The sequence below is a fragment of the Novosphingobium mangrovisedimenti genome, assembly GCF_025153475.1.
Lineage (GTDB): Bacteria > Pseudomonadota > Alphaproteobacteria > Sphingomonadales > Sphingomonadaceae > Novosphingobium > Novosphingobium mangrovi_A.
This window is the reverse complement of the sequence record NZ_JANZXA010000018.1, coordinates 14,696-41,293: the sequence shown is the minus strand read 5'-3', so window position 1 is coordinate 41,293 and position 26,598 is coordinate 14,696. Positions and strand designations below refer to the sequence as shown.

The 26,598-nt window shown below is 62.7% G+C and carries 26 protein-coding genes and 1 tRNA gene; 16 read left to right on the top strand and 11 right to left on the bottom strand.

The window, feature by feature from the left end; all coding sequences use genetic code 11:
- Position 1: 1 nt before the first annotated feature.
- Both NZK81_RS19410 and NZK81_RS19405 read right to left on the bottom strand, forming a co-directional pair.
- Positions 2-970: a quinone oxidoreductase family protein gene (locus NZK81_RS19410; RefSeq protein WP_260047747.1), complete on the bottom strand. Its 969-nt coding sequence runs from the start codon at positions 968-970 to the stop codon at positions 2-4.
- A gap of 50 nt (positions 971-1,020) precedes the next feature.
- A complete protein-coding gene (locus tag NZK81_RS19405) occupies positions 1,021-1,431 on the bottom strand; it encodes a nuclear transport factor 2 family protein (RefSeq protein WP_311202113.1) in 411 nt (136 codons plus the stop codon).
- Positions 1,432-1,543: 112 nt separating this feature from the next.
- Here NZK81_RS19405 and NZK81_RS19400 point away from each other — a divergent pair, with 112 nt between their 5' ends.
- The 3 genes from NZK81_RS19400 (at position 1,544) to NZK81_RS19390 (ending at position 3,403) form a co-directional block, all read left to right on the top strand.
- Entirely contained in the window at positions 1,544-2,551 is a 1,008-nt protein-coding gene (locus tag NZK81_RS19400; RefSeq protein WP_260047746.1) for an NADP-dependent oxidoreductase, read from the top strand.
- Entirely contained in the window at positions 2,548-2,910 is a 363-nt protein-coding gene (locus NZK81_RS19395) for a Rieske (2Fe-2S) protein (protein WP_419181721.1), read from the top strand. Before NZK81_RS19400 ends, NZK81_RS19395 begins: the two co-directional genes overlap by 4 nt.
- A gap of 64 nt (positions 2,911-2,974) precedes the next feature.
- A complete protein-coding gene (locus tag NZK81_RS19390; protein ID WP_260047744.1) occupies positions 2,975-3,403 on the top strand; it encodes a nuclear transport factor 2 family protein in 429 nt (142 codons plus the stop codon).
- A 170-nt stretch (positions 3,404-3,573) separates the two neighbouring features.
- On the opposite strand, the gene NZK81_RS19385 is transcribed toward NZK81_RS19390, so the two are convergent.
- A complete protein-coding gene (locus NZK81_RS19385; RefSeq protein WP_260047743.1) occupies positions 3,574-6,054 on the bottom strand; it encodes a TonB-dependent receptor in 2,481 nt (826 codons plus the stop codon).
- Positions 6,055-6,204: 150 nt separating this feature from the next.
- Between NZK81_RS19385 and NZK81_RS19380 the strand changes: the two genes are divergently transcribed.
- Positions 6,205-7,212, top strand: coding sequence for an NADP-dependent oxidoreductase (locus NZK81_RS19380; protein ID WP_260047742.1), 1,008 nt, complete (start codon positions 6,205-6,207; stop codon positions 7,210-7,212).
- 178 nt (positions 7,213-7,390) lie between these two features.
- On the opposite strand, the gene NZK81_RS19375 is transcribed toward NZK81_RS19380, so the two are convergent.
- A complete protein-coding gene (locus NZK81_RS19375; RefSeq protein ID WP_260047741.1) occupies positions 7,391-8,155 on the bottom strand; it encodes an SDR family NAD(P)-dependent oxidoreductase in 765 nt (254 codons plus the stop codon).
- A gap of 105 nt (positions 8,156-8,260) precedes the next feature.
- Here NZK81_RS19375 and NZK81_RS19370 point away from each other — a divergent pair, with 105 nt between their 5' ends.
- The 4 genes from NZK81_RS19370 (at position 8,261) to NZK81_RS19355 (ending at position 11,322) form a co-directional block, all read left to right on the top strand.
- The gene (locus tag NZK81_RS19370; protein ID WP_260047740.1) at positions 8,261-9,202 is read left to right on the top strand and encodes an IS1595 family transposase; all 942 of its coding nucleotides are present in this window, start codon (positions 8,261-8,263) and stop codon (positions 9,200-9,202) included.
- A gap of 128 nt (positions 9,203-9,330) precedes the next feature.
- Complete coding sequence (locus NZK81_RS19365; protein ID WP_260047739.1) at positions 9,331-10,887, top strand: ATP-binding protein; 1,557 nt, start codon at positions 9,331-9,333, stop codon at positions 10,885-10,887.
- The gene (locus NZK81_RS19360) at positions 10,874-11,011 is read left to right on the top strand and encodes a glutathione S-transferase family protein (RefSeq protein ID WP_260047738.1); all 138 of its coding nucleotides are present in this window, start codon (positions 10,874-10,876) and stop codon (positions 11,009-11,011) included. Before NZK81_RS19365 ends, NZK81_RS19360 begins: the two co-directional genes overlap by 14 nt.
- Positions 11,008-11,322: a hypothetical protein gene (locus NZK81_RS19355; protein WP_260047737.1), complete on the top strand. Its 315-nt coding sequence runs from the start codon at positions 11,008-11,010 to the stop codon at positions 11,320-11,322. The genes NZK81_RS19360 and NZK81_RS19355 overlap by 4 nt, the downstream gene beginning before the upstream one ends.
- Positions 11,323-11,641: 319 nt before the next feature.
- Here NZK81_RS19355 and NZK81_RS19350 read toward each other — a convergent pair whose 3' ends face one another.
- Entirely contained in the window at positions 11,642-12,922 is a 1,281-nt protein-coding gene (locus NZK81_RS19350) for a pyruvate dehydrogenase complex dihydrolipoamide acetyltransferase (protein WP_260047736.1), read from the bottom strand.
- A gap of 3 nt (positions 12,923-12,925) precedes the next feature.
- Positions 12,926-15,268, bottom strand: coding sequence for a transketolase (locus NZK81_RS19345; RefSeq protein ID WP_260047735.1), 2,343 nt, complete (start codon positions 15,266-15,268; stop codon positions 12,926-12,928).
- A gap of 135 nt (positions 15,269-15,403) precedes the next feature.
- Between NZK81_RS19345 and NZK81_RS19340 the strand changes: the two genes are divergently transcribed.
- Entirely contained in the window at positions 15,404-15,880 is a 477-nt protein-coding gene (locus NZK81_RS19340) for an Lrp/AsnC family transcriptional regulator (RefSeq protein WP_260047734.1), read from the top strand.
- Positions 15,881-16,186: 306 nt separating this feature from the next.
- Here the strand turns inward: NZK81_RS19340 and NZK81_RS19335 are convergent.
- Positions 16,187-16,261, bottom strand: a tRNA-Gln gene (locus tag NZK81_RS19335).
- Between the two features lie 105 nt (positions 16,262-16,366).
- Complete coding sequence (gene yghU, locus NZK81_RS19330) at positions 16,367-17,215, bottom strand: glutathione-dependent disulfide-bond oxidoreductase (RefSeq protein WP_260047733.1); 849 nt, start codon at positions 17,213-17,215, stop codon at positions 16,367-16,369.
- Positions 17,216-17,410: 195 nt separating this feature from the next.
- On the opposite strand from yghU, the gene NZK81_RS19325 reads away from it, so the two are divergent.
- The 4 genes from NZK81_RS19325 (at position 17,411) to NZK81_RS19310 (ending at position 20,333) form a co-directional block, all read left to right on the top strand.
- The gene (locus NZK81_RS19325; protein WP_260047732.1) at positions 17,411-18,007 is read left to right on the top strand and encodes a DUF7700 domain-containing protein; all 597 of its coding nucleotides are present in this window, start codon (positions 17,411-17,413) and stop codon (positions 18,005-18,007) included.
- Between the two features lie 78 nt (positions 18,008-18,085).
- A complete protein-coding gene (locus tag NZK81_RS19320; protein ID WP_260047731.1) occupies positions 18,086-18,700 on the top strand; it encodes a TetR/AcrR family transcriptional regulator in 615 nt (204 codons plus the stop codon).
- Positions 18,701-18,795: 95 nt separating this feature from the next.
- On the top strand, positions 18,796-19,992 hold the full coding sequence (locus NZK81_RS19315) for an aromatic ring-hydroxylating oxygenase subunit alpha (protein WP_260047730.1): 1,197 nt from the start codon (positions 18,796-18,798) through the stop codon (positions 19,990-19,992).
- A complete protein-coding gene (locus tag NZK81_RS19310) occupies positions 19,989-20,333 on the top strand; it encodes a hypothetical protein (protein ID WP_260047729.1) in 345 nt (114 codons plus the stop codon). The genes NZK81_RS19315 and NZK81_RS19310 overlap by 4 nt, the downstream gene beginning before the upstream one ends.
- Before the next feature lie 88 nt (positions 20,334-20,421).
- Here the strand turns inward: NZK81_RS19310 and NZK81_RS19305 are convergent, their stop codons facing one another.
- Positions 20,422-21,534 (bottom strand): branched-chain amino acid aminotransferase, encoded by a 1,113-nt coding sequence (locus NZK81_RS19305; RefSeq protein WP_260047728.1) that lies wholly within the window; start codon positions 21,532-21,534, stop codon positions 20,422-20,424.
- Positions 21,535-21,770: 236 nt separating this feature from the next.
- On the opposite strand from NZK81_RS19305, the gene NZK81_RS19300 reads away from it, so the two are divergent.
- A complete protein-coding gene (locus tag NZK81_RS19300) occupies positions 21,771-21,971 on the top strand; it encodes a hypothetical protein (RefSeq protein WP_260047727.1) in 201 nt (66 codons plus the stop codon).
- Between the two features lie 96 nt (positions 21,972-22,067).
- Here NZK81_RS19300 and NZK81_RS19295 read toward each other — a convergent pair whose 3' ends face one another.
- Positions 22,068-23,636 (bottom strand): hypothetical protein, encoded by a 1,569-nt coding sequence (locus NZK81_RS19295; RefSeq protein WP_260047726.1) that lies wholly within the window; start codon positions 23,634-23,636, stop codon positions 22,068-22,070.
- Positions 23,637-24,550: 914 nt separating this feature from the next.
- Entirely contained in the window at positions 24,551-24,943 is a 393-nt protein-coding gene (locus tag NZK81_RS19290; protein WP_260047725.1) for a hypothetical protein, read from the bottom strand.
- 214 nt (positions 24,944-25,157) lie between these two features.
- Here NZK81_RS19290 and NZK81_RS19285 point away from each other — a divergent pair, with 214 nt between their 5' ends.
- Both NZK81_RS19285 and NZK81_RS19280 read left to right on the top strand, forming a co-directional pair.
- Entirely contained in the window at positions 25,158-25,940 is a 783-nt protein-coding gene (locus NZK81_RS19285; RefSeq protein ID WP_260047724.1) for a TlyA family RNA methyltransferase, read from the top strand.
- A 91-nt stretch (positions 25,941-26,031) separates the two neighbouring features.
- Positions 26,032-26,586 carry a TspO/MBR family protein gene (locus tag NZK81_RS19280; protein WP_260047723.1) on the top strand — a complete coding sequence of 185 codons (555 nt, stop codon included), beginning with the start codon at positions 26,032-26,034 and terminating at the stop codon, positions 26,584-26,586.
- Positions 26,587-26,598 lie beyond the last annotated feature (12 nt).

Below are 26,598 nucleotides of genomic sequence, written 5' to 3'. Positions count from 1 at the left end.
GTCAGGCGCCGACGCGCATGAGGACCCGGCCGAACGGATGCTCCCCGGCGACATGGCGGTGCGCTTCGACGGCATTGGCCAGCGTGAATTCGGCGGCGACCGGCATCTGCAGGTGGCCTTCGGTAAACTGCCGCGTGATGTCGGCAAGCAGGGCGTGGACACGCGGCGTGTGCATGTCGCGTCCGAACGAGATACCGACGACGTGGAGTGCCTTGCGGATCAGTTCGAAGAAGGTGAAGCTGGGCAGCGTGCCGGTGGCCGCGCCGATCACGGCATAGCGCCCATGGGGTTTTACCGCACTCATCAGCGCGTCCTTGCCTTGTCCCCCGGCGAGGTCGAGCACGAGGTCCACGCCCTTGCCCTGAGTGATTTCCTTGCACCGCGCGGCGATGTCTTCGGTGCGGTAATCGATGCCGTGGTGCAGGCCGAAAGGCACGATCCTTTCCAGCCGTTCCCGGCTTGATGCCGTTCCGATCACCGTTGCTCCTGCCCTGGAGGCGAACTGCACGGCCGCCAGTCCGACCCCGCCGGCCGCGCCCTGCACGAGAACGAAGTCGCCCGGCTTCATGTCCCCGTATTCGAACAGCGAGTCGTGCGCGGTCCCGAAGGCCACGGGGATAAGAGCGGCGAGACGAAGGTCGAGGTCGTCGGGAACCGGGTAGGCATAGTGTTCGGGAACGGCGAACAGTTCGGCATGGCTGCCGTTCCAGTTGAACCCGATTACGCGGTCCCCCGGCTTGAAGCGGGTGACGGCCTTGCCGACGGCGGAAACGGTGCCCGCGGCCTGATAGCCGGGGATGAAGGGCGTGTGCGGAGGGGGCGTGACCAGGCGGTTGAGCAGGTCGCCACCCTCGATGGATATCCATTCCACGGCGATCAGCACGGTATCGGAGCCGACTTCGGGATCGGGCAGATCGCCGTATTCCATGACTTCCGGGCTGCCGTTGCGGCTGTAGTGGATGGCTTTCATCTCGCGATCCTAACGCGCGTGCCCGATGCGGACCATGGCCGGAATTTGCCTCAGGTGGTAACTTTCTTCGCTTCGCAGGCGGCAAGGAAGGGTGCCGGATCGAAGTAGAAGGGCTTGATCTCGCAGCATTTGCCGTCGCGGAAGCGGAACAATTCGCACAATTCGGCGGGAGCCAGCGCCGGATCGGCAAAACGCATGGTCAGGGCCGCGATGGCGCAATCCTCGCCCACGGTCAGGTCGCTGCGGTCGAGCGCCACCACGTCGACCATGCCCATGACCTTTTCATACAAGGCCTTGAGGCCGTTCTTGCCCCGGTATGCGCCGGCCATGGGCAGCCCGTTCGCCTCGTAGGCGACGAAGTCATCGGTCAGCATCGCGGCGGAGGCTTCCCAGTCTCCCGCACCGGTGGCTGCATAGAGTCGATCGACGAATGCGACGATTTCTTCGGGGGACATGCTCATCGCGTTTCAAGGCTCCTCTCTGTTGGTCGGGATAGTGGCAAGAGGGGCGATTTGCCGAACCTAGCGATTCAACTAGCCTGCATGTGCGCTGCGGCGCGCTAGAGACGGAACGATGGGAAAGGTAAAACAGATACTGCTGGCAAGGCGCCCCGAAGGCGTGCCGAAGCTGGAGGATTTCGTACTGTCCGAAACCGAAATGCCGGTGCCGGGCGAGGGAGAGTTCCTGGTGGCGATGCGGGTCGGCTCGGTCGATCCGGCGATCCGGGGGTTTCTCGATGATCGGCCCAGCTACATAGAGCCTGTCGCGCTCGGCGCGCCGATCAACGGGATGTCGCTGGGCGAGGTGGTCGTCTCCAATCATCCCGATTATCCGGTGGGCACCTTTGTGCGGGCCTTCGCGAACTGGTCGGATCACTACGTGCTTTCAGGCGATGCCTGGGGCCTGGAGAAAGTCCATCCGCAGCCCGGCGTCGACCTGCACCACTACATGGGCGCGCTGGGGCCGGTGGGCCTGACGGCCTGGGTCGGCCTGTTCGCCGTAGGAGAGGCCAAGCCCGGCGAGACCGTTGTCGTCAGTGCGGCGGCGGGTGCCACCGGATCGACGGTCGGTCAGATCGCCAAGGCCAGGGGATGCAAGGTGATCGGCATTGTCGGCTCGGCGGAAAAGGCCGCTGTTATCCGCGAACTCGGTTTCGATGCGGCGATCGACTATCGTGCGACGCCGGACATCGCAGCGGAAATTGCCAAGGTCGCGCCCGACGGGGTCGATGTCTATTTCGACAACGTGGGCGGAGAGATGCTCGAGGCGATCCTGCCGCTCATGCGCCTGCACGGGCGTGTCGCCGTGTGCGGCATGATCGGGCAGTACAACGACGCCGATCATCCCTATGGTGTGAAGACACTGTGGCAGCTGGTGGTGAACCGCATCAAGATGCAGGGCTTCATCACCTACGACTATCCCGAAGTGCTGGAGCAGGCGCAGGCCGAGCTCGACAGCTGGGTGGCGGAAGGAAAGCTTCGGCCGCTCGCCAATCTGCGTGACGGTTTCGAGAAACTGCCCGAAGCCTTCATCGACCTGATGAGCGGCAAGACGATCGGCAAGACACTGGTCCGGATATGACGGTGATGGAAACGAGCTGGCATGCGCTCTGCCACGAGGCGGAGTTTCCCGACGATGGCAAGCTGGCCACACAGCTTGGCGGCTGGAGCGTGCTGGTGGTGAAAGGCGACGATGGCTTTCACGCCGTCAACGACCGCTGCACGCACCAGGCGGCATTGCTGTCTCCCGGGCGCGTGCGCCGCGGCGCGATCATGTGTCCGCTGCACGGTGCGCGCTTCGAGGTGGGCACCGGGCGCTGCATCGGTGGAGCCTATGCCGATCTGCGGCGGTTCGACGTGCGCGTCGTGGATGGCGTGATCGAGGTCGCGATTCCGGTCGTCGCTCCCGGGCCGAACGAGCGGCCGGTCGGCGCCAGATGATCGCAAGGCCCGGGCGTGCTGCTTGGGCCAGGGAGATACGAGACCGATACGGGAGAGAACAGAGATGACATTTACAGGCCCCTTCGAGGACCGCCTTGCGATCCGTGAGCTGCTCGAGACTTATGCCGACGCCGTGACCCGGCGCGATGCCGATGCCTGGGGCGCGACCTGGGCGCAGGAGGCGGAGTGGTCGCTGCCCGACTATCCGGAACTGGGCACGACCAAGGGGCGCCCGGCCATCGTCGCCATGTGGGTCGAGGCCATGAAAGCCTATCCCGGCATCATGTTCGAGGCCTGGCCCGGCTCCATCGAAATCACCGGAAATACCGCGACGATGCGGAGCTACACCTCCGAGGTCTACGATCAGGACGGCACCACCATGCGCGATCGTGGGGTTTATGAGGATACTTGCGTGAAGATCGATGGCCGCTGGTTCTTCCAGTCCCGTTCCTTCCGCAACATTCACCGCCAGCACGCGCCGAAAGGTTGCTGAGACCGAACACGCGCCAAAGCATGTTGTTGCAAGGGGCCCGCCACGGTCGACGTGGCGGGCCCTTTTTCATACCCATCGGCACACCGCCCGGCAGCCTAGCGGCTTGGCGAAGCAAAAAAGGCGGAGCCGAAGCCCCGCCTTTTCATGCGATCCCGTGGTTCCAGGGTATGTCAGAAGCGCTTGGTGACTTCGACCATGACCGTGCGGGGAACCGAACCGAAGCCGAGCTGGTCGGCCTTCAGGCCGGCTGCCGTACCGGTGCCTGCGCCAGTCGAAGGACCATCGACGACGCCGGTGACGTAGAACTTGTTGGTCAGGTTCTTGCCGATCAGCGCGATCTGCCAGTTGTCGTCTTCGGCACCCAGGCGGATGCCCGCGTCGATCGTGACATAGCTGCTCTGCCTGGAGAGCGGATTTCCGAAGCCCGAGGCGAGGTAGCTGTCGGAGTACTTGCTGTCGATGTTCAGGCCCGCCTTCATGCTGTCGCCGACCGACATCTCGTAGCCGACGCCAAGGCTGCCGGTCCATTCCGGTGCGACCGAGAGCGGTGCGCCGGTCAGGTCCTGCCGGCTGTTGGTAGCCAGGGTGCACCCTTCCGCAGGCGTTTGGCCGGCGTAGCACGGTGCCAGCGGGAAGCTGGTGTAGCGCGCCTTGTCGTAGTTGATCGAGCCATGGATCTCGAGCCCGGGCACCGCATAGGGCGCGAACTGGAACTCGACTTCCACGCCCTTGGTGCGGGCATCGGCGGTCAGCGTCTGGAAGGCGAAGATCGGCGAGTTGAAGAAGTCGACCTGCAGATCCTTGTACTTGTAGGTGAAGGCCGTGACGTTGAAGCGCAGCTGGCGGTCGAGCAGGGTGGACTTGAAGCCGACCTCGAAGCCTTCCGCCTTTTCGGGGTTGAAGGTGAGGTCGCTCGTCGGATCAGCCGAGAACTTCGAGTTGATGCCACCGTTCGAGAAACCGCCGGACTTGTAGGCGGTCTTGTAGGCGCCGTAGACCATGATGTCCTGGGTCGGTTTCCAGGTCAGCGTGGCCTCGGGCGACCAGTTCCTGAAGTGCTGACGCGCATAGACCTCGCCCAGACCATCGGCATCGTCCTGAGCACGGAAGATCGCGGTCACCAGCGGGTTGTTGTATGGCTGGGTGAAGAAGCTGTTCTTCGTCTCGTCGGTGTAGCGGACGCCGCCTGCGAGTTCGAGGGTCGGCAGGATCTTGAAGGTGGCCTGGCCGAACACGGCCATGGTTTCGCCCTTGGTGTAGCTCGACTTTGCCGTGGCGACGTATTCGTAGCCGTCGGGCGCATCGGAGTTCGACACCCCGGCGAACATGACGAACTGGGCGAAATCGCGCTTGGTCTTCTGATAGAGCGCGCCGAGCATCATGTTGAACGGCCCGTCGAACTGCGTGAGCGCGCGGACTTCCTGGCTGAATGCCTTCCAGGAGGAGTTCTCGGTAGCCCAGGTCGCGCCGATCCCGTTCGAGGAATCCGCCGATTGGAAATCGCAGGCACAGGCCCAGCGGTTGTTGTTCCACTGGTAGTTGGTGACCGAGGAGAGCTGCAGCTGGTCTGCGTCATAGGTGACGTTGAGCGTGCCGGCGGCCGAGCGGTACTTGTTGTACAGCGAGCCGTCGCTCTTCGCGTAGGGGTAATTGACCGCGATGTCTGCGGGCATGTCGTTCTGGTGGGTGACGAAGTCCTTGCTGCACGCGTATCCGTTGAGCTGCGAGGTCGATCCGTTGCCGCAGGCGTAGGCGACGTAGTTCCACGATGAATTGTTGACGGTGCTGACGTCGACGCTGCCCTTCAGGCTCAAGGTCAGGCGGTCGGTCGGCTCCCACTTGAGCGTGCCGCGCGCCAGGAACTCTTCCTCGCCCGGCTGCTTGGTCGGGGCCGGGGTGGCGAGGTGCGACGTCGGATCGCCATCGCCGCCCGCAAACAGGCTTGCGGAATCGACTTCGGCGTAATTGATGTTGTCCGCGACGTTGCGGTAGTAGCCGCCGTTCATCTTCGCATAGCGGGCCGCGATGCGCAGGCCGAGGGTGTCGGTCAGCGGGCCCGAAGCCGTGCCTTCGACGCGGTATTGCTCGGCCTTGAATTCATAGCCCGCCTTGGTCATGAATTCCCACTCGTCGGTGGGATCGGCGGTCGTGATCGAGATCACACCGGCGGTTGCGTTCTTGCCGAAGAACAGCGCCTGCGGGCCCTTGAGCACTTCGACGCGGGCGAGGTCGAAGAAGCCTTCCTGGATGATGCGGCCCTGGCCGTAGTAGGCACCGTCGACCACGACGGCGACCGACTGTTCGATGCCGATCGAGGTCGAGGAAGACCCGATGCCGCGCAGGGTGAGCTGTGCGCCCGAGCCGTTGGAAGCACGGCCGACGTTGAACTGCGGCGTGATGGCGGCGATCTTCTCCACGCTGGTGATGTCACGCGTGGCGATCTGCTCGGCCGAAATGGCGGTGACGGCAACCGGCACGTCCTGCGCCGTTTCCTGACGCTTGCGGGCCGTGACGATGATGTCGTTGACACCGCCTTGCTGCTCGCCGGCGGACGTCTGCGCGTCCTGCGTTTCCTGGGCGAGTGCCGGGGCCGCTGCAAGGACGAGACCAAGAACGGTGCCGGATAGCAATGTGGATTTGGAGACGCGCATTTTCAGATAACCTCCCACGTATTTCCGTTGTTAGGGGCCTCCCTACGCTTCGCGGTTGTGTTGCGGTGCTATGCAAACAGTTAGGGCTAGCAAATTGGTTAGGTGGCGAAGCCGGTCCGCCGCGCGACGGTGACGGCGGAGGAGACCTGAATGACCGGCAACCGCTATTGGCGCCTTGATCGCCATCCAGAGGGCAATACCCATTTCGATCGCGCTCTCACGCTGTGCGTGGAGGAACCGGTTGCCCTGCAGCCCGGAGAGGTCCGCATCGCGGTCGACTGGCTTTCGATGGATGCGGGCACGCGCATGTGGATGAGCCCCCGCACCGACGGCTATCAGCCGCCGCTTCCGCTTGGCTCGAAAATGGTCGGGCTGGTGCTCGGGCGGGTATCCGAAAGCTCCGATCCGGCTTTTCCGGTCGGGGCGATGGTGCGAGGGTTCGGGCAATGGGCGGAGCAGGCCGTGGTCGTGCCGGCGCTGGCCGGACTGGAAGTGGTCGACGAAGCCGTGTCCGACCCACGCCAGCATTTCGGCGCTCTCGGCATGAATTCCTGGACGGCCTACGTGGGGGTGAAGGAAGTGGCGGCGGTGAAGGCAGGCGAGTGGCTTGCGGTTTCCGCTGCGGCTGGCGCGACGGGGAGCCTTGCCTGCCAGATCGGCCGGAATCTCGGCGCAAGGGTCGTCGGGATCGCCGGCGGCCCTGACAAGTGTCGTTTCCTGACCGAGGAGATCGGCGTCGACATCGCGATCGACTATCGCAACGAGGACGTGGAGGCGCGGCTGGCGACGATCGAGGGCGGGATCAGTGCCTTCTTCGACAATGTCGGCGGCCCGATCCTCGACGCGGTATTGCCCAACATGGCGCATTACGGGCGGGTGGCGATCTGCGGCATGGTCGCGGGCTATGATGCCGACGCGCCGATGCCGGGCCCGGCGCGTTTCGATCAGATCCTGATGCGCCGCCTGCGGGTGGAGGGCTTCTTCATCCCCGATTTCCTGGAACGCGGGGCCAAGTTCATGCCGCGGCTGCGCGAATGGCTCGATGCGGGCAAGCTGACGATGCGCTTCGACGAGACGAAGGGGATCGGCAATGTCCTTGCCGCCTACGAGCGCATGCTGACGGGCAGGAACATCGGCAAGGTCATCGTGAGGCTCTGATGCCGATCACCCGGCACCGCGCTCCGTTGCAGTGCCTCGTGGCCGTGCTGGGGGCGCATGTAAGCCCGCGAAGGGTGGCAGCATCCACCGGGCAGCGATCCCATCGGCTGGGCCCGTCAGGTCATGAACAGCCGTCTCGTCTACCTGTAACCCGGCGACGGACCATCCGCCTGAACCGTCACATTGCCGTTACACCGCCATCGACGGTGAATTCGGCGCCGGTGATGTAGTTCGCCTCGTCCGAAGCGAGGAACAGGTTCATGTTGGCGATGTCCAGCGGCGTGCCCAGCCGCTTCATCGGCACGCTGGCGACGATTTCCCTGAAGCCTTCGGGATTGTCGCGGCGGGCGACGTCCTGCATCGCGGTCTCGATCATGCCCGGATGGACGGAATTGCAGCGAATGCCCTCGGCCGCGCATTCCATCGCCACGACCTTCGAGAATATCCGCACGCCACCCTTGGCCGCGCCGTAGGCGGCGCAGGCCGGCACGCCGACCAGTCCGCCGATCGAGGACATGTTGATGATCGATCCGCCGTGGCCGACCTTGCGCATCAGTTCCACCGCACGCCTGGTGCCGTGGAAAACGCTGTCGAGATTGACCTTGTTCTGCTTTTCCCAGTCGGCTGCCGTCAACATCGTGAGCGGTTTCAGGATGGCAATGCCGGCATTGTTGACGAGGACGTCGAGCCGTCCATGGCCCTTTTCGATCACGCCGAAGACATCGTTCCAGGCAGCTTCGCTGGTGACGTCGTGGGCCAGCGCTTCGGCGCTGCCGCCGGCATCTCGGATGCCTTGCGCCACGGCTTCGGCGCCGGCGGCGTCAAGGTCGGTGAGATAGACGAAGGCGCCTTCCTCCGCAAAGCGCCGTGCGGTCGCAGCGCCGAGGCCCCGGTCGTTGCCGGCACCGGTTACCAGAGTGATCTTGCCTTCGAGACGGCGCATCTATTCGCTCCTTGGTCATAGTCCGTTTGGTCAAAAAGAAGACGTTTATATACTTTGCAAACACGCACGTTTTAAGTTATAGGATTCCATAAGGAGTCCAATGCAATGTCCGTTCTTTCGAAGCCCTATTTCCACGATGAAGAAGCTGCATTCAGCTATCTGGAAAGCATCGTCTGGACGAATGGAGCAACCTGCCCGCATTGTGGTGGCGTTGACCGTATCTCGAAGGTGAAGGCGAATCCTGAGAAGCGCATTCGTGTCGGTCTGTGGCGCTGTGGTGACTGCAAGAAGCAGTTCACCGTCAAGATCGGCACCGTGTTCGAACACATGCGCATTCCGCTGCACAAGGCGTTGCAGGCCGTATATCTGATGACCAGCAGCAAGAAGGGCATCAGCGCCCATCAACTGCACCGCGTCCTTGAGATTACCTACAAGAGTGCTTGGTTCCTGTGCCACCGCATCCGCGAAGCCATGCGCGACGGCGATCTTGCGCCGTTCGGCGGCAACGGCGGTATCGTGGAAGTTGATGAGACTTTCATCGGCAAGCTCAAGGGTGTCGAGAAGAAGCGCGCCTTCCACCACAAGATGAAGGTTCTCGCACTGGTTGACCGGGACACCGGCAAGGCGCGCACAATGGTCGTGGACAACGTGAAGGCCGAAACCCTGATGCCTATCGTGATTGCCAACGTCTCGCGTGAAGCGCGCATTATGACCGATGAGCACAGCGGCTATCGCGATGCTGGAAAGTTCTTCGCCGGTCACAGCACTACCAGCCATGGGCGCGGCGAGTACGTGAACCTTGAGGATCGCACAATCCACAGCAACACCGTGGAAGGCTATTTCAGCATCTTCAAGCGTGGCATGAAGGGGATCTACCAGCACTGCGGAGAGCAGCACCTACATCGCTATTTGGCGGAATTTGAGTTCCGCTATAACAATCGTGAGGCGTTGGGCTGCAACGACAAGGATCGATCTGTTTCTGCACTGTCGGGCATTGTTGGCAAGCGGCTGACCTATCGGCGGTTTGACGGGGTTGCCCAAGCCTGAGGGACGGAATCAGCAACACAATCGTTCACGCTGGCGATGTAAGCCGCACCGCAGTTGGGCCTGAGTTATAGAATCTCCACAATATGTAGTATGTCGACGCCATCGTCGACATACCCTATGCTGCAATAATGAGCCAACTAGACCTCCCCTTTGAAGGGCCGTTCTCCGTCTCCGATAATCCCGCGCTGTGGACGCCTCGTGAGATTTGGGTCCGGCTGACAGCACAGATGATGACCTTCTTCGCTGAAGGGCGCAGAATTGATTATAAGGGCGGTGCCAAGGTCGACTTCCATGACATGGCGAAGTACCTCAGCGCCTTCTCGAACACGCCTGACGGAGGCGTTCTAGTCTTTGGCGCGGATTCCAACGGCGTGGCTACAGGATGCTCAAGTCTATCCGCTGACCAACTTAACCGCATAGAGTCTTGTCACACACAACTTTGTCCTGAAGCGAAGCCAGAGTTTCGCAGGATCGAAGCCTTGATAAATGGCAAGGTTGATTTCTGTGTGGCGGTTTTCATCCCGTATGTTGGCAGGCTGGTCGAGACCAACAAGCAGGAATCTTGGATTCGATACGGCGACAGCATCCACAAGATGAATGATGAGGAAAAGCAGGATTTTAGGTCAACTCGACAAGAGCTAACATTTGAGCTTTCGCGCGCACCTTATGCATTCCCAGGAGATTTTAACGAATCTATCATTCAGGATTTTTGCGATGGTTTTCGGTCCCGAGAGCGCCGTGAGGATTGGAGTAATATTGAGATATTGAAGGACCGATATTTATTGGTGGAGCATGATGGTGAAATCTGCCCAACTAACGCGCTTGTTCTTCTGGCGGCATCTGCACCACGGAAAAGTATTCCGGGATGCCGAGTCCGCGTTCAACGCTTCGGTGATGAGTTAGAGGGCTCTGGCAGCACTTACGCTCCTCTTCGGGATCGGTTTTTTGAGGGCAATGTCATTGCTATCATAAAGGAGGTCTCCCAAGAACTTGACGAGTTGGTCTATGACGTAACGTGGCTCAACAAGGACGGGAAATTCGAAACTACGCCTGAGTATCCGCGATGGGCATGGTTCGAGGCGTTGGTGAATGCTTGTGTCCATCGTTCTTATAGTTTTTCCGGTACGGATGTGACTATCAAACTGTTTCCAAACCGGATGGAAATTGAGAGCCCCGGCGGTTTTGTTCCTCCGGTTAATGAGCAAAATCTCTATCAGACGCGCGCTGCGCGCAATCATCACTTTATGGATGCGATGCGCTATCTTGGATACGTCCAAATGGCGCGCGAAGGCACGCGCCGTATCAGGGAAAGCATGGAAAACTACAGCTTGCCCGATCCTGTTTTTAGGCAGGAGACGCTCCACGGTGTCGTGGTGCGCGTCACATTGTTCAATGATCATATCACTCGGAAACGCGCCTCCGATCGTGACGTTGCAACTTATTTCGGAGTGGAGGTGTGGCGGCAACTACAAGAACACGAAATTGCCCTAGCCGCCCATGCTTATCGCAGCCGCATCATCCACGTATCGGACGCATCGCGGATTACAGGCAGAACTTGGGCAACTTCGAAAAAGGACTTGGAGCGCCTCGCGAGGAAGGGCGTGCTAGAGTACGTTGGCGGCAACTATACACGTGATTCTAAGGCTCATTACCGGCTAGTGGAGCGGACAAATGACCAAGGATAAAACCCAGCTCGACAAGTTCAAGGAAGCCGCGCGCGAGCACGAAGCAGACGAGGACGAAGCACGCTGGGAAGAGCGGTTAACGAAGATCGCAAAGGCTAAGCCAGAACCGGAGAAGCCGGAATGAGGGCACTCATGGCAGCAGCGTTATGCTTGTTGTTTGCCGCCCCAGTGAGTGCGGACACTGTCACCATCATTGGTATTGGCAATGATAGTTGTGCGACCGCCTTTCTCCCAAATAATGTGTATCAAACCAAGGCGTGGATTTTTGGATTTTGGTCGGCACGCAATTCAGAAAAGGGCGCTAATGTCGGATCTACCACGGACTCCAATGGGATCATTGGAGAGGTGGAAAGCACATGCCGTAAATTCCCATCATACCACCTGATCGTAGCTGTTGGGTTCGTTTATGACATGATGGAAGCCGACAACCGCTAGCTACATGTTTGCAAAGGATACAATCGCCTTTTCTTTGGAGCGAAGCTAGCTGAACCTTATTTATATATCAATTAATTATTGTTTGTGAATGCGACGTGCGATGAGTTTCCGGGTTGCGTGTCAAGCAAGCGGCCATTCGCAGGTCTGCGGCAGGATCACGGTGCCCTTGCGGAAGGGACAGGGAGCCTGTCGGCCGGGCGTTGTTTGGTCTGTCGGTTGCCGGAGCGGTCAATCCGGTCACATCGGATCGACCGCTCCTGCTGCACCTTCTTGCAGGTTTTCAAGATAGTCCGGCGATGCCACCGGACTTGAAATCGCTCTAAGCCACGATGCAAAGCGGCGTTTCGACCAGTTCCCTGAAAGCAGCCATGAACTGCGCGGCAATCGCACCGTCGATGGCACGATGGTCGAAACTTGCCGTTGCCGCCATGACGGTGGCCAGCGCGATTTCGCCATCCACCTTCCAAGGCTGTTCGATGCCGGCCCCGACACCCAGGATCAGCGCCTGTGGCGGATTGATGACCGGGAACATTTCGTCGATGCCGAACATGCCGAGGTTCGAAATCGAGGCGGTGCCGCCCTGATAGTCCTCGGGCACGAGCTTGCCGTCGCGCGCCTTCTGCGCCAGCACCTTCGCGGCCTTCGCGATGCCGGAAACGGAGAGGGTGTCCGCGCCCTTGATCACCGGCGTTATAAGCCCGCCGTCGATCGCCACGGCCATGGAAATGTCGGCCCGGCTGAAGCGGTGCAATTCATCGCCGCCGAACTGGACGTTTGCATCGGGCACCTCGACAAGGGCGAGCGCCATGGCTTTGATCAGCAGGTCGTTTACGCTGAGCTTGATGCCGCTCTTGGCAAGACCGGCATTAAGCTCGCCGCGCAGCTTGAGCAGCGCGTCGAGATTGCAGCGCGCCGTCAGATAGAAGTGCGGGATGGTCTGCTTGCTTTCGCTCAGCCGCCGCGCGACCGTCTTGCGCATGCCCGAGAGCTTGACTGTTTCGACCGGCACGCCAGCGGGCGGCGGCGCGATGACCGCCATCGGGGCGGCTGCGGCCGGAGCTGCCGCAGGGGCGGGCTGTGCGATCAGCGGCGGCAGGCCCAGGTCGGACTTCATGATCTTGCCGCGCGGGCCGCTGCCGGCGATTCCGGCAAACGAAATGCCCTTGGCGGCAGCAATGCGCTTGGCCAGCGGCGATGCTTTTACGGTCGTGTCGATTTCCATCGCCGCAGGTGCAGGCGAGGGGGGCGGGGCGGCGGCCTTTGCGGTTGCCGGTGCGGGCTCGACCGGAGCGGGTGCGGTGCTGGCCATTTCGGCCGCCGTCTCTGCCTTCGCAGGCGTGCCGGCCGGGATGTCCTCCCCTTCGCCGGCAAAGCGCGCAATGACCGTCCCGACCGCGACATCCTCCGTCCCGGCCGGAACGACCAGTTCGGCGATGCGGCCGTCCTCGTCGGCTTCGAATTCCATCGTGGCCTTGTCGGTCTCGATCTCGGCAAGCATGTCGCCGGCCTTGATCGTGTCTCCGACGGAGACCAGCCAGCGGGCAAGGTTGCCCTTTTCCATGGTTGGCGAAAGTGCCGGCATCTTGACTTCAATGCTCATTGGTCAATTCCCCAGGAAGAGTTCGGCAGCCGCTTCGACGATGGCGTCGGCGTCGAGCCGGTAGGTGCGGTAGAGATCAGGCAGGTTACCCGTCTGCCCGAACCGGTCGATGCCGAGCGGACTCACCCGCATGCCGGCAACGCCGCCAAGCCACGAAAGTGCCGCGGGAGAGCCGTCGAGAACGGTGATGAGTCCTGCGCCTGGCGCCAGTTGGGCCAGCAGGTTTGCCGCATGACACTGTTCCACCGGCCGGGACGTCCAGCGGGCTGCGCGCTGGGCCGACCACCCGCGGTGCAGCAGGTCGGGCGAAGTCACGTTGAGCAAGCCGAGGCCCGGCATGTCATCGGCCAGTTGTTCCCATGCGGCGAGCGCCTCGGGCGCGACAACGCCCGAGAAAACGATGGCGGCCTCGGCGCCCTGTGCAGGTTTGCGCAGCCAGTAGCCGCCTTTCAGGGCGTCGTCGTGCCAGCTGTCGTCCTCGCGGGCGACCTGCGGGATCGAGCGGGTCGAGAGGCGGAGGTAGACCGAGCTGCCGTCCGGCTGCTGCATGTGATCGAACGACCAGCGCATCATCGCCGTCAGTTCGTCGGCGAAAGCCGGTTCGAAGCAGGTCAGGTTGGGCTGGCCCATACCGATCAGCGGTGTGTTGATCGACTGGTGCGCGCCGCCTTCTGCAGCCAGCGTGATCCCCGACGGCGTGCCGACCAGCAGGAAGCGCGCGTCCTGATAGCATCCGTAGTTCAAGGCATCGAGACCACGGGAAATGAACGGGTCGTAGACCGTGCCAACCGGCATAAGGCGCGTGCCGAAGTGCGGTGCCGCAAGGCCTAGCGCTGCCAGCATGATGAAGAAGTTATTCTCCGCGATGCCCAGCTCGATGTGCTGGCCGGCCGCGTGTTGCGCCCACTTCTGCGCCGAGGGTATCTTTGCCTTGTGGAACACGTCAGCCAGTTCCTGCCGGCGGAAAAGGCCACGCTGGTTGACGAAGGCGCCCAGGTTGGTCGTCTGCGTGACGTCCGGCGCCGTGGTGACGATCCGGTCGGCCAGTTCGGTGCCGGATTTGGCAAGATCGAGCAGGATCTTGCCGAATGCGGCCTGGGTCGACTGTTCGGCTCCATCGGGAACCGGGAGGTTGGCCGGTATCGCGATGGCCGGAGCCGCCGGCTCTGCGAGCTTGCGGGCGATCGGGCTGTCATCGACAAAAGCCTTCAGCTGGGCGGCGGTGTTGCCGCCAAGACCGCCCCAGGGCTCCCATTCTTGGCCTTCGTCGATCCCCAGGCTGGTCCGCAGCTGCTCGATTTGGGCAGGGTTCATCATCCCCGAATGGTTGTCCTTGTGTCCCGCCAGCGGCAGGCCGAAGCCCTTCACGGTATAGGCGATGAACAGCGTCGGCTTGTCGTCGTCCGCCGCCTCGAAGGCCTCGATCAGCGATTCGATGCAATGGCCGCCCAGGTTGGTCATGAGACGTGCCAGCGCATCGTCGTCGAAGCTGTCGAGCAGCTTGCGGACATTGGCCTTCTTGCCGATATCGGCCAACAGCCGCTCGCGCCATGCCGCACCGCCCTGATAGGTCAGGGCCGCGAATTCGGCGTTGGCGCAGCTGTCGATCCACTCTTCCAGAGCCTTGCCGCCCGGCTTGCGGAACGCTTCCTGCTGCAGCTTGCCGTATTTCAGCGTGATGACGCGCCAGCCGCAGGTTTCGAAAATGTCGTCGAACCGGCGGAACATGCGATCGGCCGTGGTCGAATCCAGCGATTGGCGGTTGTAGTCGACGATCCACCAGCAATTGCGCAGGTCGTGCTTGTAGCCCTCGATCAGGCACTCGTAGATATTGCCTTCGTCAAGCTCGGCGTCGCCCATCAGCGCGATCATCCTGCCGGCATTCTCCTCCTGGACCTGGCCGTGTGCAATCAGGTAGTCCTGCACCAGCGACGAGAAGGCGGTAATGGCCACGCCCAGACCGACCGAGCCGGTCGAGAAATCGACGGGGATCGCGTCCTTGGTGCGGCTGGGATAGCTCTGGACGCCGCCAAGACCGCGAAAGCGCTCCATCAGCTCGCGCGACTGCTGGCCTAGCAGGTAGTGGATGGCGTGCAGGACCGGGCCTGCATGGGGCTTGACCGCCACCTTGTCCTGCGGGCGAAGGGCGTGGAAGTAGAGCGCCGACATGATCGCCGTCATCGAGGCGCAGCTTGCCTGGTGGCCGCCGACTTTGAGCCCGTCTACCTTCTTGCGGATGTGATTGGCGTTGTGGATCATCCATGAGGACAGCCAGCGCAGCCGCGTGTCCAGCATTTCAAGCGAACCGACCAGGGCTTCGTTGTCCCGGGCAATCGTCTCACTCATTAATTTAGCTCCCCATTAATATGGGAGGCGGTCTATCGCAAAGTTAGGCGGCATGTCCTTCCAAAGGCATGTTTAAATCGCGCTTATAATAGCATATATTGCTCAATATATCACAAACTACGGCATATTCTATCAATGAACGAAATCGATGAGATTGATCGGCGAATCCTCATGGAAGTCCAGGACAATGGTCGGATAACCAATCAGGAGCTGTCCGAGCGGGTCGGGCTGTCACCAAGCCCTTGTCTTCGCCGGCTTAAACAGCTCGAAGCAGGCAAGATCATCACGCAATATGTTGCGCTTGTGAATCCGGATCGGGTGGGCCTTGGGGTCACGGCCTTTGTCCGGGTTCGCCTTGACCAGCAGGATGACCGCCATCTTTCCATCTTCGAAGAGGCGGTTGCGCATATTCCCGAGGTTATGGAATGCTATCTGATGACCGGCGACGCCGATTATCAACTGCGTGTCCTTGTCGATGATCTGAGCGCGTTCGAAGACTTTCTGCGCCACAAATTGACCAAGATCGCGGGTGTGTCGCAGCTGACGACAAGCTTTGCGTTGAGGCCGGTCGTTTACAGGACGGCATTGCCCATCGGGCGGCAGGAGCGCTGACGCCGGTGTGCCGATCGCAGGCCGGGGTGCTGTGACGCCATTCCCCGGCCAGCAGGGGCGCTTCAATAGATCAGCAAGGTGTCTGGCCGGTGAAGGTGGGGGCCTTCGCCTGTGCCAGCATGAAGTCCGCAACATCGGCGCGCGAAATGTGGCCGCCGTGGATCCCCTGCAGATCGGTCAACGCACGGTAGCGCGCTTTGCAGGACAGCTTGGCGGACGTGGTTGGGCCAACCAAGAATTGCCCCGTGGACACATAGGGCGATGACGCTCAGTCTGGGTGCGTTTGCTGGAATAGGCCGGGAGTGCTGGCTGGGGCGGCAGGATTCGAACCTGCGAATGCCGGTACCAAAAACCGGTGCCTTACCACTTGGCGACGCCCCAGCAGCGAGGCCGCCATCGTGTGGCGGCGCAAGCGAGGAGCCGCGCTTAGCGGCTTATCCCGGCGCTGAAAAGGCCCTTTGAGACAACTTTCCGGCGCTGTTTCGCTCAGGCGCTCATGACGGCGTCGATGTCCGCCGCGCCGTGGCGTTCCTCGATGAAGCCCTCGCCGGTGCGATTGACCCTTGAACCGCGCTGCACGGCCTCCCGCTGGCCTATGAGGTCGGTCCAGCGCGCAAGGTTCCTGTAGCTTGCCGTGTCGAGGAACGCGGCGGCATCGCCATAGGCATCGCCCGTCACCAGCCGCGAGAGCCAGGCCCAGGCGGCGATGTCGGCGATGGTGTAGTCCTCGCCGGCAAGATAGGTGCTTTCGGCCAGCCGGCGGTCGGCAACGTCGAGGATGCGCTTGGTTTCCATTGCGTAGCGGTTGATGGGATATTCGTACTTCTCGGGCGCATAGGCGTAGAAATGGCCGAAGCCGCCGCCGATCACCGGTGCGGTCGACATCTGCCACATCAGCCATGAGAGGCACTCGGCCCGCGCGGCACCTGCGGTGGGCAGGAGCATGTCGAACTTCTCTGCGAGATACATCAGGATCGCGCCGGATTCGAACACGCGGACAGGCTCTTTGCCCGAACAGTCGAGCAGGGCGGGGATCTTGGAGTTCGGATTGACCGACACGAACCCGGACGAGAACTGCTCCCCGTCGGCGATCGAGATCAGCCAGGCGTCGTACTCGGCGCCGGTCTTGCCAGCCGCGAGCAATTCCTCGAGCATGATCGTGACCTTCTGGCCGTTGGGCGTGCCCAGCGAATAGAGCTGGAGCGGGTGCTGGCCGCGCGGCAGGTCCTTGTCGTGCGTGGGGCCGGCGATCGGGCGATTGATCTTGGCCCAGTCCCCCCCGTTTTCCGCGTCCCAGGTCCAGACTTTCGGCGGGATGTAGGTGGGATCGGACATGTCGGGGCTCCTGTTGCCGGGGGGAGGCCTTCAGGTAGGGGCGACATGCCCGGGCGGCAACCGCTGGCGGCGCGAATGTTCCTGCGGCAGGACGGGTGCGGCGTCTGGACGTTCGATCAAGTCGCCGCGATTGACAGGGGGAGGGATCGGGCGTGCAATCGGGGCAAAGGCAAGAACGATACGGGAGAGACAGCCATGGATGCCGCCGCAGCGCCGCCGCCAGCCGTTCCTTTGGGCAACCGCACTGTCGAGACGATCCGCGGGCAGTACCACAAGTTCATGCTCATCCCGATGATCGAGCATCATGCCCGATGGTTCGAGGCCGGCCCGGTCTCGATCGCGGTGGAGGCGAGGGCGCTCGGCGACAGTCCGCAGCGCATGGTGCGCGGACCCAGCATCCACGTGTTCAACGCCGCGCGGACCGAGGAGTACATCCGCTTCGATGTCTTCGGCAAGGTGCTGCACTACCACTACATCCTCAACGGGCCGCAGCATAACATCCTGTGGGGCTACGATCCCGACGTGAACGGTCCGATGATCCCCTGGGCCTGTGCCGCCCTGCGTGACCGGCTGCCGGTGATGTTGCGCCGGACCGGGGCGGATGGGCTGGCGGCGGAAGTGGAGGAGCAGGGCTGGGACAGTTCGGTGCTGGAGGCGGTGGCGCGGGCCGCCACGGCGGCGCTGGCGCCGCGCGAGGACGATCTGGTCCGTGCACGCGAGGGCATGGACTGGATGCTCGAATGGAAGCGGGTGCACCCGCAATTCAACACGGTGGAAGAGGGGGAATACTGATCCTTCCGGCTTGCCCGGCGAGGCCCATGCGCCCATTCTGTGGCCGATCAACCGGATCGGGACGGCAATCGGGACGATATGAGCAAAGTACAGGAACAGCCTGCCGCCAGGGAAAAACCGCCACGCCGTCGCAACAAGGCCTTTGACGAGACGCACACCGCGTTGATCGAGACAGCGGTGCGGCTGGTGTCCGAGAAGGGCATGGAAGCGCTCTCGCTGTCCGAAGTCGCGCGCGAGGCGGGGGTCAACCGGACCACCATCTATTACCATTTCGACAGCCGCGAGGCGCTGGTGGAGGCGGTGCGCACATGGTCCGCGCGGCAGTTGGCGGCGGCTTTCGCGCCGGACCGCTCGCGCGAGGACCGCACGCGCTATATCGTCCGTTTCGTGATCGAGAACCCCGAAGTAATCGGTCTGTGGGCCGAGGAATTCCTCTCGCCCGGCTCCATCGCCGATCGCTATCCGGAGTGGGAAGGCCTCGTCGCCGGCATGCGCGAGCAACTGGCTTCCCGGCCCGAAACCGCCGGTATCGATGCCGAGGCCTACTGCACGCTGATGCTGACATGGGCGATGCTGGGGCCGCGCGTCTATCGCAACAGCGTGCGTTCGGACCTGCCGAAGGAAGAGGCCATCGAACGGATGACGCAGGCGCAGATTGGCCTGCTGCGATTGCACGGAATCGAATCCGTCTAATTTTTCGACAGTGTTGTTGTAAAAATGACTGCAGGGGTCTATTGAGACTCTCGCAGCCCGGAGTCGCATGGAGGGCCCGGGCGGGAGAGAGCGCCATGAATTCACCCACGACATTTACCCCCGTCGGGCAGGACGAGCTCGACTGGCTGGGCACCGACCCGGTGCCGACCAGACCCTATTACGATCCCGAGTGGTTCGAGCTGGAACGCGAGGCCGTGTTCCGCCGCAGCTGGCAGCAGATCGGCCACGTGTGCGAACTGCCCGAGAACGGCAGCTTCATCCGCCGTGAGCTGGAAGTGCTGGGCGCTTCGCTGCTGATCACGCGCGGCAAGGACGGCGAAGTGCGCGCCTTCCACAATGTCTGCACCCATCGTGGCACGATCCTGGTCGACGAGGAGGCGGGCAAGCGCAGTACCTTCAGCTGTCCCTACCACATGTGGACCTTCGGGCTGGACGGGGGGCTGATTTCGGCGCCCGACTTCGAAGCCTTCCACGTCACCAAGGCCGAATGCGCCTTGCCGCAGGTGGCCTGCGAAGTGGTGGGCGGCCTGATCTTCGTGCACTTCGGCAAGCCCGAGAGCAGCCTGCGCGAATGGCTGGGCCCCTATGCCAACAAGCTGGAGATGATGCCTGTCGCCCGCGCGACGACGTTCTCCGAATATGTCTACGACATCAACGCCAACTGGAAGCTGACTTACGACAACTTCCAGGAGAACTATCACCTGCGCTTCATCCACCCCTCCGCGGCGGGGCCGGTGACGAGCCCGGACAATCCCTTCGCCTATCCGACGGCCTACGATTTCCACGGGCCGCACCGTTCGCAGCGGATCTGGACCAAGCCGGACATGGATCCGCCCACGGGCGTGCAGGCGATGGCCTTCCAGCGCGGCGCGGTCTGCGCGATGTCGGATGGAATCCTCGGTACGGAAACGGCCAAGGACTACCTCGGCCTGTTCCCGAACTTCTTCCTGTTCGGATCGCCGATGCAGCACTTTTCGCACACCGTCTATCCGATCGCCGCAGACAAGTCGCGCGGGGTGATCCGGCTCTACTGGATCGGTGAGGACGAGACGCCCAGCGAACGCTTTGCCCGTGAATACTTCATGGCCACTGCCCGTGACGTTCATACCGAGGACCGCGCGGTGATCGAACGCGGCCACAAGGGGCTGGCGAGCGGGGCGCTCGAATACCTGCACTTCCAGACGCAGGAATCGCTGTGCCGCCACTTGTTCAACATGGTCTCGGAAAGGGTCGAGGCCTACCGGGCCGAGAAGGAAGGAGTGCCGGCATGAGCACGCAGACCTTGCTGCCCGAGGGTTTCTCGGGGCTTGAACCCTTTGTGACGGGCTGGGCGCTTGCCGGCTCGGCCGCCCGAGCGGGTCGGCGCGGCGCTTCCACGCCGGAGGAGCGCGCGGCGTTCCATGCGGCCGCCGCGGGCGAACTGCCGCGCGCGCTCGACTATCTCGACGCCAAGGGCTTTGCGGCCTTCGACGATGCCGACGAGCGGCTGATGAACCTGATGCTGAGCCTGGGCCACGTCGCGCTGGCGGTGGAGCAGCAGAAAGATGCCGAACCCCGCCATGCGCGCGATCGTGCGCACATGCACATCACCCGCACGCCCGCGGGAGCCTGACAGGTTCTCAGGTTGAGGGTCCTGAAAAAGGAAGCCCCGGAGCAGCGATGCTCCGGGGCTTTTTCGTTTCCGGTCGCGGTGAAGCGGCTCAGGCGATCTTGCGGATCCAGCCGTGGGTGTCCGCGGCCTCGCCGCGCTGGATCGAGACGAGGCGGTTCTTGAGCTTCTGCGTCAGCTGGCCGGGGCCACCCGAACCGATGGTGAACTCGCCATCGCGCCCCGCGACCCTGCCGACCGGCGTGACCACCGCCGCGGTGCCGCAGGCGAAGGCTTCGATCAGCTTGCCCGATGCGGCATCCGCGCGCCACTGGTCGAGGCTGTAGCGGCCTTCCACCACGTTGAGCCCTTCCTCGCGCGCCAGCGTCAGCAGGCTGTCGCGGGTGATGCCGGGCAGGATCGTGCCCGTCAGTGCCGGGGTCAGCAGAGTGCCGTCCTCGAACGAGAAATAGAGGTTCATGCCGCCCAGTTCCTCGATCCACTTGTGCTCGGCGGCATCGAGGAAGACGACCTGGTCGTGCCCGCGGGCCATGGCTTCGCTCTGGGGGACGAGGCTGGCGGCATAGTTGCCGCCGCACTTGGCCGCGCCGGTGCCGCCTGGCGCGGCGCGGGTGTAGTCGGAAACCCAGATCGAGACCGCCGGAGCGCCCGACTTGAAGTAGTTGCCCGCCGGGCTGGCGATGACGATGAACTTGTACTGCTTGGCCGGGCGCACGCCGAGGAAGGCCTCGGTCGCGATCATGAACGGGCGCAGGTAGAGCGAGGCGCCCTCGGCCTCGGGGATCCACGCGCGGTCGATCTGGACCAGCCGCTCGACGGCCTCGACGAAGAGTTCTTCGGGCAGCGAAGGCATGGCCAGGCGCTCGGCCGAATGGTTGAACCGCGCGGCGTTCGCCTCGGGGCGGAACAGCGCGATCGAACCATCGGCCTGCTTGTAGGCCTTGAGACCTTCGAAGATTTCCTGTGCGTAGTGCAGCACGGCGGCCGCCGGATCGAGCGCGATCGGCTGGCGCGGGCCGATGACGGCATCATGCCAGCCCCCGACGCCATCTGCGCCTTCGCTCCATTCGATCACTACCATGTGGTCGGTGAAGTTCGTGCCGAAGCCGGGATTGGCGAGCACGGCTTCGCGTGCCTCGTCACTGGCGGGGGCTGGGTGGGGGAGGGTCGTGAACTTCAGGCCGGCATCGGCGAGACTCGCCATGGTAACGTCAATCCTTGCAATGGGGTGGTTGCGCGCTGTTGAACGAAAGTTACGTTTTATGCAACAAAAAAGTAATTTTCCGTCTCGGTGTATTTGTCATAGCACGGTGGCGAAAGCGCGCAAATGGGATGATTCGGACGAGGCGAGGTCGCGGCGCCGCCCGGTCCTTGCGAAGGCGTGGAAAACCGGCGGGCGGTGCGTGGACGCTGTGCGGGCCTGCCTCTAGCGGCGGCGGCATGAGCATCATTGCAACGATCATGAATTCGACCACCGGCCAGCCGATCCAGAAGATGACCTTCGGACGCATGCCCAAGCCCTGGATCAGCTTCAACCTCGCCACCGGCGAACTTGTCACTGCCGACCGCGTCCACGTCGGCAAGCCGGCCCCCGGCAAATTCGTTGCGCCGGTGGAAGTCTGGGTGACGCCCAAGGGCTGAGCGCCAGGGTGTGCAGGGTCGCACTTGGTCCCGACCACATATGCGTCGGGGTGAAGTAGAATTGTTGGCTTTGCGGCCATCCGGCCATCGTTATCGTTACCGTCGTTCGCGCGTTGCCTTCATGCGGCGCGATCTTGCCTCTTCGCGGGTGGCGCAGACCGTCGGCGGCGATTGCGGCGAAATGTCGCTCCACTCGCTGCGCAATCTTGAAAACTGGTCCCGCTTGTCCTGGGGCAATGGCGGCGGGACGATTCCCATGCGGCGCATGGCCACGTACAGTGCGGCTCGGCGATCGCGATCGAAGCCGTCGCGCGACGAATTCCACATGCCGAGCAGGACGGGCGCGGCGAGGGCATGTCCCGCGATACCGACCCTGCACATGCCCTCTATCCCGGCGCCATTCACGTTGTAGTTCGAAGCGCGGGGCCGGATCAGATAGGGCATGGCATCGACGCCAAGATCACCCAGCCGCCGTATGAGTGTCTCCGTTTTCCAAAGCCAGTGATCGTCATCGGCCTTGCGGTAGACGTCGAGGATACGGGGCTTGAGGCTCATGAAGCCGGAAGGCGGCAAGGCCGCGATCAGCCTTGCCAGTATGCGCCCGCTTTCACGCGCTTTGTAGCGGTCCGTGCCGTCGATTGCGGCGGCCCGTTCCAGGCCGGTCATGATGTCGTCGGCGCGCGCCGCCAGCGTTTCGGGATCATTCGCGAGCACGCCGGTGTTCCAGTCCGGATGATCCATCATGGGGTTGGCGATCATCGCATCGAGGTTTGCCAGTTGACGCTTCAGGGCCGCGACCTTGAGCGCGTTCATTTTGTCCTGAAGCGCTGCGGGCAGTTCCGCGCTGCTCCTGTCCGCAATAGAGACCGGTTTCAGACCGAGCGCGCGGGCAATGGCGGGCAAATCCCGGCCGTGGCGTGTCCTGCCGGGAAGGATCGGCGTAAAGCTGTTGCGCCAGAATCCCCAGTCGCAGTCCCAGCTTGGATTGCCGGAGTTTAGCCCGCATCCCATGAAGGGCAGCGGTATCCAGCTCAGCGGCGAAGCCGAGCCGCCCCTGAGCACAAAGCTTCTTCCCTCGGGTGTCGTGATCGTGGTCGTCACCTTTCGAACCGGAAGGAGCGATTCCCTGTCCGGGGCTTCCCTTCTGCCGACTCGCACCTGGGGCAGTTGCGGAGCCTCCGGCATGGAAAGGTCGCAGAAACGCGTTTCCAGCGTGCGGCCACCGATCGCGTCGCCGTCGTGAAACCCCATGACCTTAACCCCGGCGGCACGCATGGAAATGTCATTGCGCACGCTGGTGCAAACGTCCTGCGCCACCATTCGCGTGGACCGGTAGCCTTCGGGATGATTGGCATTCTCCGAATAGGCCACCGGCAGGGCATAGTTCTGCGTGTACCACGATGGCGAGCCGCCGTTTTCAAAGACGAGTGCCTGTCGGTCTGGGTGGAAAGGAACCCGGACTTTTTCGTTCCCTGCCTCGTACGATTGCCGCAAGGCGGAGAGAGCATGGCGATCGTATGCTGCAAAACCCAGGTATCCGCCGTAGAAAGCGACGGGAACGATCAGCCAGGCACGCAGGACCCGTCCCGTGACGGCTTCGATCGCGATTCCGATCATTCCCACGTTGATGAGCAATGCGGACCAGAGCATGGCTCCCACGACCATCAAGAATATTCCGACAATTGGAATTGTCTGGAGTAGAAATACGGCTCCTGTCGCGGCGAAAAACAGAAGCGAGACAGGAAGGCGGGGGCGCATGACAATCTTTATATTTTTCAACTATTAAATATTCTTTGCGGGAGATATTCTGGCAGCATGCGGAAGGTTCCCGCTCGCTTGCCGTTCCGGGCGCAGTGGTTGCGCTCCTGACGGGATCGTCGGTTCAATCCCGTGGCCTGCCTGCGCACGATCCGCTGAACCGTTTTCCTACATGCACGGTCTCTGTCACGCTGCGCGCGGCATCTGTTCGGCCGCGCTCCTTGAACCGTTCATTCCCTTTGCGAAACACCCTCTTCGGGGTTGTGAAGTTCGCGTGCATCCAACGTGCTGGAATTTTATGGTTTCTTGAAATCTCGCCATGGTGCGAGTGGGCGAAGTTCCTGAACTTTGGTGCCCGTTCGTCCTGGCTGCCCAAATGAGAAGGGCCGCACCGGAAACCCGGTACGGCCCTTCGCATGGTCAGCGGCCGGAAGTGCCGCCAGCGAGTACCTTTATCGCTAAATCAAAAATCAGCGATAATGCCTCGCGACGGAAATTGCCGACCTCTCTGCTGAACCATGAGACATCGGATCACCTCCTTTCGCGCTGTTAAGCCATAGATTGCGCCGCCTTGGGCGACTGGACTTCGGGTTGTCCCGGGCGCGTTTCCCGGGTCCCTCTGTCTTGATGAAATGTGTGTCCGATTCCGCATCGCACAACAAGACTTGCAATCATTTTTTTTGCGGTCATTATCAGTGCTTCCGGCCAGTTTTCCCCAGCTGTGCGGCGACTTGCAGGCACGGTTCGGGGCACCGCCGAGTGCGGCCGGAATTACCTTGAAACGACGGGAATCGAAATGGGCGCGTGCCGTTATGCTGCGCTCAGCGACAGTCCTCGATGACTCGCGAAACCTCGGTCCAGCTGGGCACGTAGAGCGGGGTGCTGCCGGCGACTTCGACGGCGAAACGGCCGCGGCTGAACGCCATCGCATCGAGCAGCGGATCGCGCGCCGAGAGCGTGACCGCGACACCGCCCGCCACGGGGACGGCCACCAGCGCGCGCGTCACGTCGCTGGTGGCGATCGTCATGGGCACCTGGCCGCTTGCCCCGGCGACCGCGCGGGTCAGCGTGACTGTCTGCCGCGCCCGGTCGCAGCGCATGGCAAACTGTCCTCCCGCGAAGGCGGCCGTCGAGCCGGTGGCGGTCGCGCTCCACTGCCAGTTGCCGGGCGTTGCCGGGCGATCGCGCCAGTCGGGTGCCGGCTCGATCCGCATCGGGGGGGCGGGCTGCGGCGGCGCAGGGCGGGTGGCGGCCGGCGTCGGTGACGGAACGGGCGCCGGCGGTTGCGGAACGCAGCCGGCCATGAGCATTGCCGTTGAGAGTACCGCGAGCGGCAGGGTACGGGCGATGGTTGCGCATGGGCGCGGATTTGCCTTCATCCCCTTGGTATGGAATGACACGCGCCCCATCTCAAGTGCACAAGTCCCCATGACCGACCCGTCTTCTTCTCCTCCTGTCGAAAAACGCCGCGCGCCGGCCAAGCAGCGCGTCGACCAGATGCTCGTCGATCGCGGGCTGGCCGAAAGCCGTACCCGCGCGCAGGCGTTGGTGCTGGCGGGGCTGGTGTTCTCGGGCGAGACCAGGATTGCCAAGCCGGGGCAGAGCATCAAGGCCGATGCCCGGCTGGAAGTGCGCGGGCGCGATCACCCCTGGGTCTCGCGCGGCGGGATCAAGCTGGCGCATGCGATCGAGCATTTCGGGCTCGATCCGGCGGGCGCCGTGGCGATGGACATCGGCAGTTCGACTGGGGGCTTCACCGACGTGCTGCTGAGCAAGGGCGCGACGCATGTCTTCGCGGTCGATTCCGGCACCAACCAGCTCGCCTGGAAGCTGCGACAGGACCCGCGGGTCACCGTGCTCGAACAGACCAGCGCGCGCCTGCTCACGCCCGAGATGATCGACGCGCCGTGCAACTGGGTGGTGTGCGATGCCAGCTTCATCGGCCTTGCCAAGGTGCTCGAGGTTCCCTTGCGGCTGGCCGCGCCGTCGTGCCGTCTCGTCGCTCTCATCAAGCCGCAGTTCGAAGTCGGCCGGGCCGAAGTGGGCAAGGGCGGGGTTGTGCGCGACCCGGCCCTTCACGCTCGCGTATGCGATGAAGTGCGCACCTGGCTGGAAGGCGAGGGCTGGGACATCCAGGGCATTGTCGAAAGCCCGATCAAGGGCCCGGAAGGCAATGTGGAGTTTCTCATTTCGGCACGCCGGGGCAGTTGACGGTTAGCAGACGATTGCACCTTTCGCCTCGTGGCTCCACAAAACGCGCCGTGTTCATGGTCGAACTCTGATTCGGGAGTAATTTCGCAGAATGAACCTGCTAGCCTCGTCGGGCCAGTTGCGTGCGAGTTTCATGCGTTGGGCTCTCGTTTGTGTTCCCGTCATCGTCCTTCTTGGTTTCCTGTCCGGAAAGGCTGCGCAGAGCGGCCCGGAAAATCCGTGGTTCGCCGCGCTGGTGAAGCCTGCCTTCTATCCGCCCGCCGCGACCTTCGGGATCGTGTGGACGGTGCTCTACGTGATGATGGGGCTGGCGCTGGCGATCGTCCTTTCTGCACGCGGCGCGCGCGGGCGAGAGGCGGCGGTGATCGTCTTCCTGGTGCAGCTGGTGCTCAATCTCGCATGGTCGCCGGTGTTCTTCGGCGCGCACATGCTGACCGGCGGGCTCATCGTCATCGGTCTGCTCGACCTTGCCGTGCTGATCACGGTGCTGCTGTTCTGGAAGGTGCGGCCGACGGCGGCCATGCTGCTGTTGCCCTATCTGGTGTGGATCGTCTTTGCGACCTACCTCAACTACGCCTTCCTGCAGGCCAATCCCACGATGGATGGGGTCGAGGGCGGCGGCGCGGTGGTTCGCTACGAAATCTGATCGCCTCTTGCG

Bases quoted from the DNA above. Each gene is read 5' to 3' on its own strand.
- NZK81_RS19410 (WP_260047747.1), bottom strand. From the start codon at position 970: ATGAAAGCCATCCACTACAGCCGCAACGGCAGCCCGGAAGTCATGGAA.
- NZK81_RS19405 (WP_311202113.1), bottom strand. From the start codon at position 1,431: ATGAGCATGTCCCCCGAAGAAATCGTCGCATTCGTCGATCGACTCTAT.
- NZK81_RS19400 (WP_260047746.1), top strand. From the start codon at position 1,544: ATGGGAAAGGTAAAACAGATACTGCTGGCAAGGCGCCCCGAAGGCGTG.
- NZK81_RS19395 (WP_419181721.1), top strand. From the start codon at position 2,548: ATGACGGTGATGGAAACGAGCTGGCATGCGCTCTGCCACGAGGCGGAG.
- NZK81_RS19390 (WP_260047744.1), top strand. From the start codon at position 2,975: ATGACATTTACAGGCCCCTTCGAGGACCGCCTTGCGATCCGTGAGCTG.
- NZK81_RS19385 (WP_260047743.1), bottom strand. From the start codon at position 6,054: ATGCGCGTCTCCAAATCCACATTGCTATCCGGCACCGTTCTTGGTCTC.
- NZK81_RS19380 (WP_260047742.1), top strand. From the start codon at position 6,205: ATGACCGGCAACCGCTATTGGCGCCTTGATCGCCATCCAGAGGGCAAT.
- NZK81_RS19375 (WP_260047741.1), bottom strand. From the start codon at position 8,155: ATGCGCCGTCTCGAAGGCAAGATCACTCTGGTAACCGGTGCCGGCAAC.
- NZK81_RS19370 (WP_260047740.1), top strand. From the start codon at position 8,261: ATGTCCGTTCTTTCGAAGCCCTATTTCCACGATGAAGAAGCTGCATTC.
- NZK81_RS19365 (WP_260047739.1), top strand. From the start codon at position 9,331: ATGAGCCAACTAGACCTCCCCTTTGAAGGGCCGTTCTCCGTCTCCGAT.
- NZK81_RS19360 (WP_260047738.1), top strand. From the start codon at position 10,874: ATGACCAAGGATAAAACCCAGCTCGACAAGTTCAAGGAAGCCGCGCGC.
- NZK81_RS19355 (WP_260047737.1), top strand. From the start codon at position 11,008: ATGAGGGCACTCATGGCAGCAGCGTTATGCTTGTTGTTTGCCGCCCCA.
- NZK81_RS19350 (WP_260047736.1), bottom strand. From the start codon at position 12,922: ATGAGCATTGAAGTCAAGATGCCGGCACTTTCGCCAACCATGGAAAAG.
- NZK81_RS19345 (WP_260047735.1), bottom strand. From the start codon at position 15,268: ATGAGTGAGACGATTGCCCGGGACAACGAAGCCCTGGTCGGTTCGCTT.
- NZK81_RS19340 (WP_260047734.1), top strand. From the start codon at position 15,404: ATGAACGAAATCGATGAGATTGATCGGCGAATCCTCATGGAAGTCCAG.
- yghU (WP_260047733.1), bottom strand. From the start codon at position 17,215: ATGTCCGATCCCACCTACATCCCGCCGAAAGTCTGGACCTGGGACGCG.
- NZK81_RS19325 (WP_260047732.1), top strand. From the start codon at position 17,411: ATGGATGCCGCCGCAGCGCCGCCGCCAGCCGTTCCTTTGGGCAACCGC.
- NZK81_RS19320 (WP_260047731.1), top strand. From the start codon at position 18,086: ATGAGCAAAGTACAGGAACAGCCTGCCGCCAGGGAAAAACCGCCACGC.
- NZK81_RS19315 (WP_260047730.1), top strand. From the start codon at position 18,796: ATGAATTCACCCACGACATTTACCCCCGTCGGGCAGGACGAGCTCGAC.
- NZK81_RS19310 (WP_260047729.1), top strand. From the start codon at position 19,989: ATGAGCACGCAGACCTTGCTGCCCGAGGGTTTCTCGGGGCTTGAACCC.
- NZK81_RS19305 (WP_260047728.1), bottom strand. From the start codon at position 21,534: ATGGCGAGTCTCGCCGATGCCGGCCTGAAGTTCACGACCCTCCCCCAC.
- NZK81_RS19300 (WP_260047727.1), top strand. From the start codon at position 21,771: ATGAGCATCATTGCAACGATCATGAATTCGACCACCGGCCAGCCGATC.
- NZK81_RS19295 (WP_260047726.1), bottom strand. From the start codon at position 23,636: ATGGTCGTGGGAGCCATGCTCTGGTCCGCATTGCTCATCAACGTGGGA.
- NZK81_RS19290 (WP_260047725.1), bottom strand. From the start codon at position 24,943: ATGCGGATCGAGCCGGCACCCGACTGGCGCGATCGCCCGGCAACGCCC.
- NZK81_RS19285 (WP_260047724.1), top strand. From the start codon at position 25,158: ATGACCGACCCGTCTTCTTCTCCTCCTGTCGAAAAACGCCGCGCGCCG.
- NZK81_RS19280 (WP_260047723.1), top strand. From the start codon at position 26,032: ATGAACCTGCTAGCCTCGTCGGGCCAGTTGCGTGCGAGTTTCATGCGT.